Source organism: Mycolicibacillus koreensis (genome assembly GCF_002104795.1).
GTDB lineage: Bacteria > Actinomycetota > Actinomycetes > Mycobacteriales > Mycobacteriaceae > Mycobacterium > Mycobacterium koreense.
Window position 1 is genome coordinate 1 of sequence record NZ_NCXO01000089.1, and the last position, 4,622, is coordinate 4,622.

General features: G+C 74.0%; 5 protein-coding genes and 1 pseudogene. 1 reads left to right on the forward strand and 5 read right to left on the reverse strand.

Annotated elements, in window-relative coordinates; genetic code table 11:
- Nucleotides 1-246: 246 nt before the first annotated feature.
- Entirely contained in the window at nt 247-1,032 is a 786-nt protein-coding gene (locus B8W67_RS19840; protein WP_174254754.1) for a methyltransferase domain-containing protein, read from the forward strand.
- Nucleotides 1,033-1,049: 17 nt separating this feature from the next.
- On the opposite strand, the gene B8W67_RS19845 is transcribed toward B8W67_RS19840, so the two are convergent.
- From B8W67_RS19845 to B8W67_RS19865, 5 genes and pseudogenes are all read right to left on the reverse strand, one after another.
- Nucleotides 1,050-1,865 (reverse strand): type III pantothenate kinase, encoded by an 816-nt coding sequence (locus tag B8W67_RS19845; protein WP_069393164.1) that lies wholly within the window; start codon nt 1,863-1,865, stop codon nt 1,050-1,052.
- 2 nt (nt 1,866-1,867) lie between these two features.
- Nucleotides 1,868-2,299: an aspartate 1-decarboxylase gene (gene panD, locus B8W67_RS19850; RefSeq protein ID WP_069393224.1), complete on the reverse strand. Its 432-nt coding sequence runs from the start codon at nt 2,297-2,299 to the stop codon at nt 1,868-1,870.
- Between the two features lie 23 nt (nt 2,300-2,322).
- Nucleotides 2,323-3,213, reverse strand: coding sequence for a pantoate--beta-alanine ligase (gene panC, locus B8W67_RS19855; protein WP_085305901.1), 891 nt, complete (start codon nt 3,211-3,213; stop codon nt 2,323-2,325).
- The gene (locus tag B8W67_RS19860) at nt 3,210-4,121 is read right to left on the reverse strand and encodes a Rossmann-like and DUF2520 domain-containing protein (RefSeq protein WP_069393162.1); all 912 of its coding nucleotides are present in this window, start codon (nt 4,119-4,121) and stop codon (nt 3,210-3,212) included. The genes panC and B8W67_RS19860 overlap by 4 nt, the downstream gene beginning before the upstream one ends.
- 103 nt (nt 4,122-4,224) lie before the next feature.
- Nucleotides 4,225-4,622 (reverse strand): annotated as a pseudogene (locus B8W67_RS19865) (hypothetical protein); the annotation flags it as partial.

The following is a 4,622-nucleotide window of genomic DNA, read 5'->3' on the forward strand; positions in this document are numbered from 1 at the left end:
GTGGTGATCCCGGCCATCCCGGCCAGCCCGACCAGGCCACCGAGACCACCAATCGCCAGGGTCAGCGCCGGCGGGGTGAAAGCCGGCGCGGACAGGAGGGCGGGGGGGAGCCGCTGGGGGGGGGGGGAGGTCACGGCCCGCCAGCTTACTCAGCACGTTCCGGCACACCGGTGCCCGCTCGCCGGGGTACGCGTAACCTGCGGACAAGCCCCGCCGACCGGGGTTCGACCGCAGGGAGGGCACACCGTGGCACCACCGTCATCGTCGTCATCGCGTTCGGCGCCGGGCGCGCTGCCCCCCGCCCTGCGCCGCACCCTGGGTCTGCTCACCGATCCGCCGGCCCACCCGGTGCTCACCGACGGCTATCTGGATCTGCTCAGCCCCACCCTGCAGACGGCCGGCGCCGACGACCGGTCGGCCCCGGACCGCAATTCTGGGCCGATTCAGTCGGTGTGGGCCTCCACGGTCGGATCGGCGTTCTACGACGTGGCCCAGGCGACCGCACGCCGGCTGCTCGCGTCGTGGCAGCAGCCCAGCGCGTGGCTGGCTCTGCAGCCCGGCCAGGTGGTGCTCGACGTCGGCTGCGGTCCCGGGTCGATCACCCCGGCGCTGGGCCGCGCGGTCTGGCCGGACGGGCTGGCGCTCGGGGTCGACGTGTCCGCGCCGATGCTGGCGCGCGCCGCCGCGGCCACCGGTGGGGCCCAGACGGCGTACCTGCGCGCCGACGCCCAGCGGCTGCCGCTGCGGGAGGCCACCGTCGATGCGGTCGTCTCGATCGCGGCGATGCAGCTGGTGCCGGACCCGGCGGCCGCCCTCGCCGAGATGCACCGGGTGTTGCGCCCGGGCGGGCGGGCCGCGGTGATGGTTCCCACCGCGGGCCACTCGGTGCGGCTGTGGCGGCTGCTGCCGGCGTTCGGGGCGCACGGTTTCACCGAGGATGAGCTCGGCGACACCGCCGAGAGTCTCGGGTTCACCGGCGTGCGGGTGACCACCAGCGGCACCGTCCAGTGGGTGCGGGCCGTCCGGGGGTGAGCCGCCTCAGGGTCGCGTCAGGGGGCGGTTTTGAGCCCGCGGCGCTGACCGTCACGGTTGCGGTCGAACACCAGGTGCAGCCCGTGCAACGTCAGGTCGGGCTCGCAGTGGTCGACGGTGTGCAACTCCGGCAGCAGCAGCGGCGCGGTGTGCCCGGTGGCCACCACCGCCACGTCGGTGCCGGCGAACCCGTCGATGTCGGTGCGGATTCGGCTCACCAGGCCGTCGACCAGCCCGGCGAACCCGAACACCGCGCCGGACTGCATGCACTCGACGGTGTTCTTGCCGATCACCGAGCGGGGACGGGTCAACTCGACCCGGCGCAGCCCCGCCGAGCGCGCGGCCGCAGCATCGGAGGACACCTGCACCCCCGGGGCGATCACGCCGCCGAGGAACTCGCCTTTGGCCGAGACGGCGTCGACGCAGATCGCCGAGCCGAAGTCGATGACGATCGCCGCGGTGCCGAAGCGGCGATAGGCGGCCAGGCAGTTGACGATCCGGTCGGCGCCGACCTCCTTGGGATTGTCCACCAGCAGCGGGATACCGGTGCGCACCCCGGGCTCGATGAGAACCTGCGGCACCGACGGCCAGTACTGGTCGAGCATGATCCGAACCTCGTGCAGCACCGACGGCACCGTCGACAGCGCCGCCGCGCCGGTGAGCCGCTCCCCGTCGTCACCGATGAGCCCGTCGATGGTCAACGCCAGCTCGTCGGCGGTGATCTCGGCCTCGGTGCGGATGCGCCACCGCTGCACCACCCGGGCGTGGTCGCCGCCGCCGGTCACCAGGCCCACCACGGTGTGGGTGTTGCGGACGTCGATCGCCAGCAGCATGGCTAGTGGGTGCTCATCCGCGGGGAGAGCAGCTCGGCGGCCTCCGGCAGATCCAACTCGGGCACGAACGCCGGGTCCGCACCGAGGTCGGCCGGGGTGTTCGTCGCGTCGACGAACACCACCCGGGGCCGGTAGCTGCGGGCCTCGGCGTCGTCCATGGTGGCGTAGGCGATCAGGATGACCAGGTCCCCCGGGTGCACCAGATGCGCGGCGGCACCGTTGATGCCGATCACCCCGCTGCCCCGCTCCCCGGTGATGGCGTAGGTGACCAGGCGCGCGCCGTTGTCGATGTCGACGATCGTCACCTGCTCGCCCTCCAGCAGATCGGCGGCGTCCATGAGGTCGGCGTCGATCGTCACCGACCCGACGTAGTGCAGGTCGGCCTGGGTGACGGTGGCACGGTGGATCTTCGATTTCAACATTGTGCGTAACATGGTGTCCTCCAACGATTCTGCGGTTACTCGACAGATCCGCCGCCGAGTTCGACGGCAATGTTGTCCAACAGTCGGGTGGTGCCCAGCCGGGCGGCCACCACAAGCCGCGCCGGGCCTTGCCGCGGCGGTGGGCCCAGCATCCGGTCGCGGACCACCAGGTAGTCGACATCGACGGCGGGGCGGGCGGCCAGGACCTCGGCGGCGGCGGTCTCGACGGCGGCGGCACCGCCACCGGAGGCGGCCCGTCCGGCCGCCAGCGCCGCCGACAGCGTCACCGCCAGCTCGCGCTGTTCGGCGTCGAGGTAGCGGTTGCGCGACGACATCGCCAGCCCGTCGGGCTCCCGCACGATCGGCACCCCGACCACCTCGGTGGCGATGTTGAGGTCGGTGACCATCTGACGCACCAGCACGAGTTGCTGATAGTCCTTCTCCCCGAAGAACACCCGGTCGGGACCGACGATCTGCAGCAGCTTGAGGACCACGGTCAGCATCCCGGCGAAATGCCCGGGGCGGGCCGCCCCCTCCAGTTGCGCCCCCAGCTCGCCGGGGTGCACGGTGGTGCGCGGCCCGTGCGGGTACATCGTGGCGGCGGTCGGGGTGAACGCGGCGTGGACCCCGGCGCCGCGCAGCACCGCCAGGTCGTGTTCGAGGGTGCGCGGATACCCGTCGAGGTCCTCACCGGTCCCGAACTGCAGCGGGTTGACGAAGATCGACACCACGACCACCGCACCGGGAACCCGGGCGGCGGCGCGCACCAGGGCGAGATGCCCGTCGTGCAGGGCGCCCATGGTGGGCACCAGCATCACGCGGCGGCCGGTGGCCCGCAGCGCCCGGCAGACCGCGGCGATCTCGTTCGGCTCGGTGTAGACGTTGAGCTCACCGGCGGCGAAGGCCGGTGTGGCCGCCGCGATCACGGGGCGAGCACCTTCACCATCGCGTCGTCGGCGTGGGCGCGCTGCGCGGTGCGCAGCGCGGCACTCCGGTAGGCCTCGGCCAGCGCGCCGTCGACGGCGCCGATCGCGGCGCGGTGGGCGGCCACCGCGGCGGCGTCCCCGCGGGCGATCGGCCCGGTCAGCGCGGCCTGGCCGCGTTGCAGGGTGTTCTCCAGCGCGGCGCGCGCCAGGGGGCCGACGACCCGTTCGGCGAGCCCGCCGGGAGCGTCCTCGACGAGGGGCTGGCCCAGCAGTTCGGCGCCGGCCAGCGCGCTGCGCAGCATCGCCACCGCGTCGGCGACGACGGTGACCAGGTGGTTTCCGGCGTGTGCCAGCGCGGCGTGGTACAGGGTGCGGGCGTCTTCGGGGACCCGCAGTGGCTCCCCGCCGATCTCGAGCACCAGCGCCTGGGCGATCGCGTAGCCGATCTCGTCGGCGGCGGTGATCCCGAAACAGGTGCCGGGCAGGCGGGCGAGGTCCTCATCGGCCCCGGTGAACGTCATCGCCGGGTGGATGGCCAGCGGGGTGGCGCCCTGGGCGGTCAGCGGCTCCAGCACCGCCACGCCGTGCGCCCCGGAGGTGTGGGCCACGATCGTGCCGGGACGCACCGCGGCGGTGGCCGCCAGACCGGCGACCAGCGCGGCCAACTCGCTGTCGGGCACGGCCAGCACCAGCAGTTCGGCGGCCGCGGCCACCTCCGGCACCGGCCGCACCGGGGTGTCGGGCAGTCGGGAGTGGGCGCGGCGGCGCGACAGCGCGGAGATCGCGCTGGTGGCCACCACCACATGATCGGCGCCTTCGAGGGCAGCACCCAGGGCGGTCCCCACGCGACCGGCGGAGATGACACCCACTTGGAGCCGCGCCGGGCGCAGACCGTCGAGCTGCATCATCGCAGACGACCCTCACAAGTCCTGTTGGTTCGTTCCAGTCCCGCGCTGCGGGTACCGGACGGTCACCGCAGATTTTAGCGCGGCCGCCGAACCGGGCGTGCGCTCAGTCCTCTTTGCGGCGCCGCCGGCCCCCGCTGCCGGTGGGGCTGACCTGGAATCGGGCCAGCAGATCGGCCACCGACTGGCCTTCGCTGCGACGGCTCTCCGATTCGACGGGCTCCTCGGTGCCGCGGTGGCGGGGGGCCGGTTCCGGCCGTGTCGGCATCGGCGGTACATACGGCGGCGTCATCTGGTGCGCCGGGGTGTCGCCGCGCCCGGGCTCCTCGATCCGCCACCCCGGTTCGCGCCGCGGCTCCGGTTCCGGACGGGCATGCGCCGGCTGACCGCCGGCGACCGGCGGCGGCGGGGGTGCGGGCGGCGGCGCCGACGGCGCTGACGGCGCTGACGGCGCATAGTGGCGCCCGGCGGGCTCGGCGGGCGGGGCGGGCGGTTCGGTGGGAG

Bases quoted from the DNA above. Each gene is read 5' to 3' on its own strand.
- B8W67_RS19845 (WP_069393164.1), bottom strand. From the start codon at position 1,865: ATGCTGCTGGCGATCGACGTCCGCAACACCCACACCGTGGTGGGCCTG.
- panD (WP_069393224.1), bottom strand. From the start codon at position 2,299: ATGTTACGCACAATGTTGAAATCGAAGATCCACCGTGCCACCGTCACC.
- B8W67_RS19860 (WP_069393162.1), bottom strand. From the start codon at position 4,121: ATGATGCAGCTCGACGGTCTGCGCCCGGCGCGGCTCCAAGTGGGTGTC.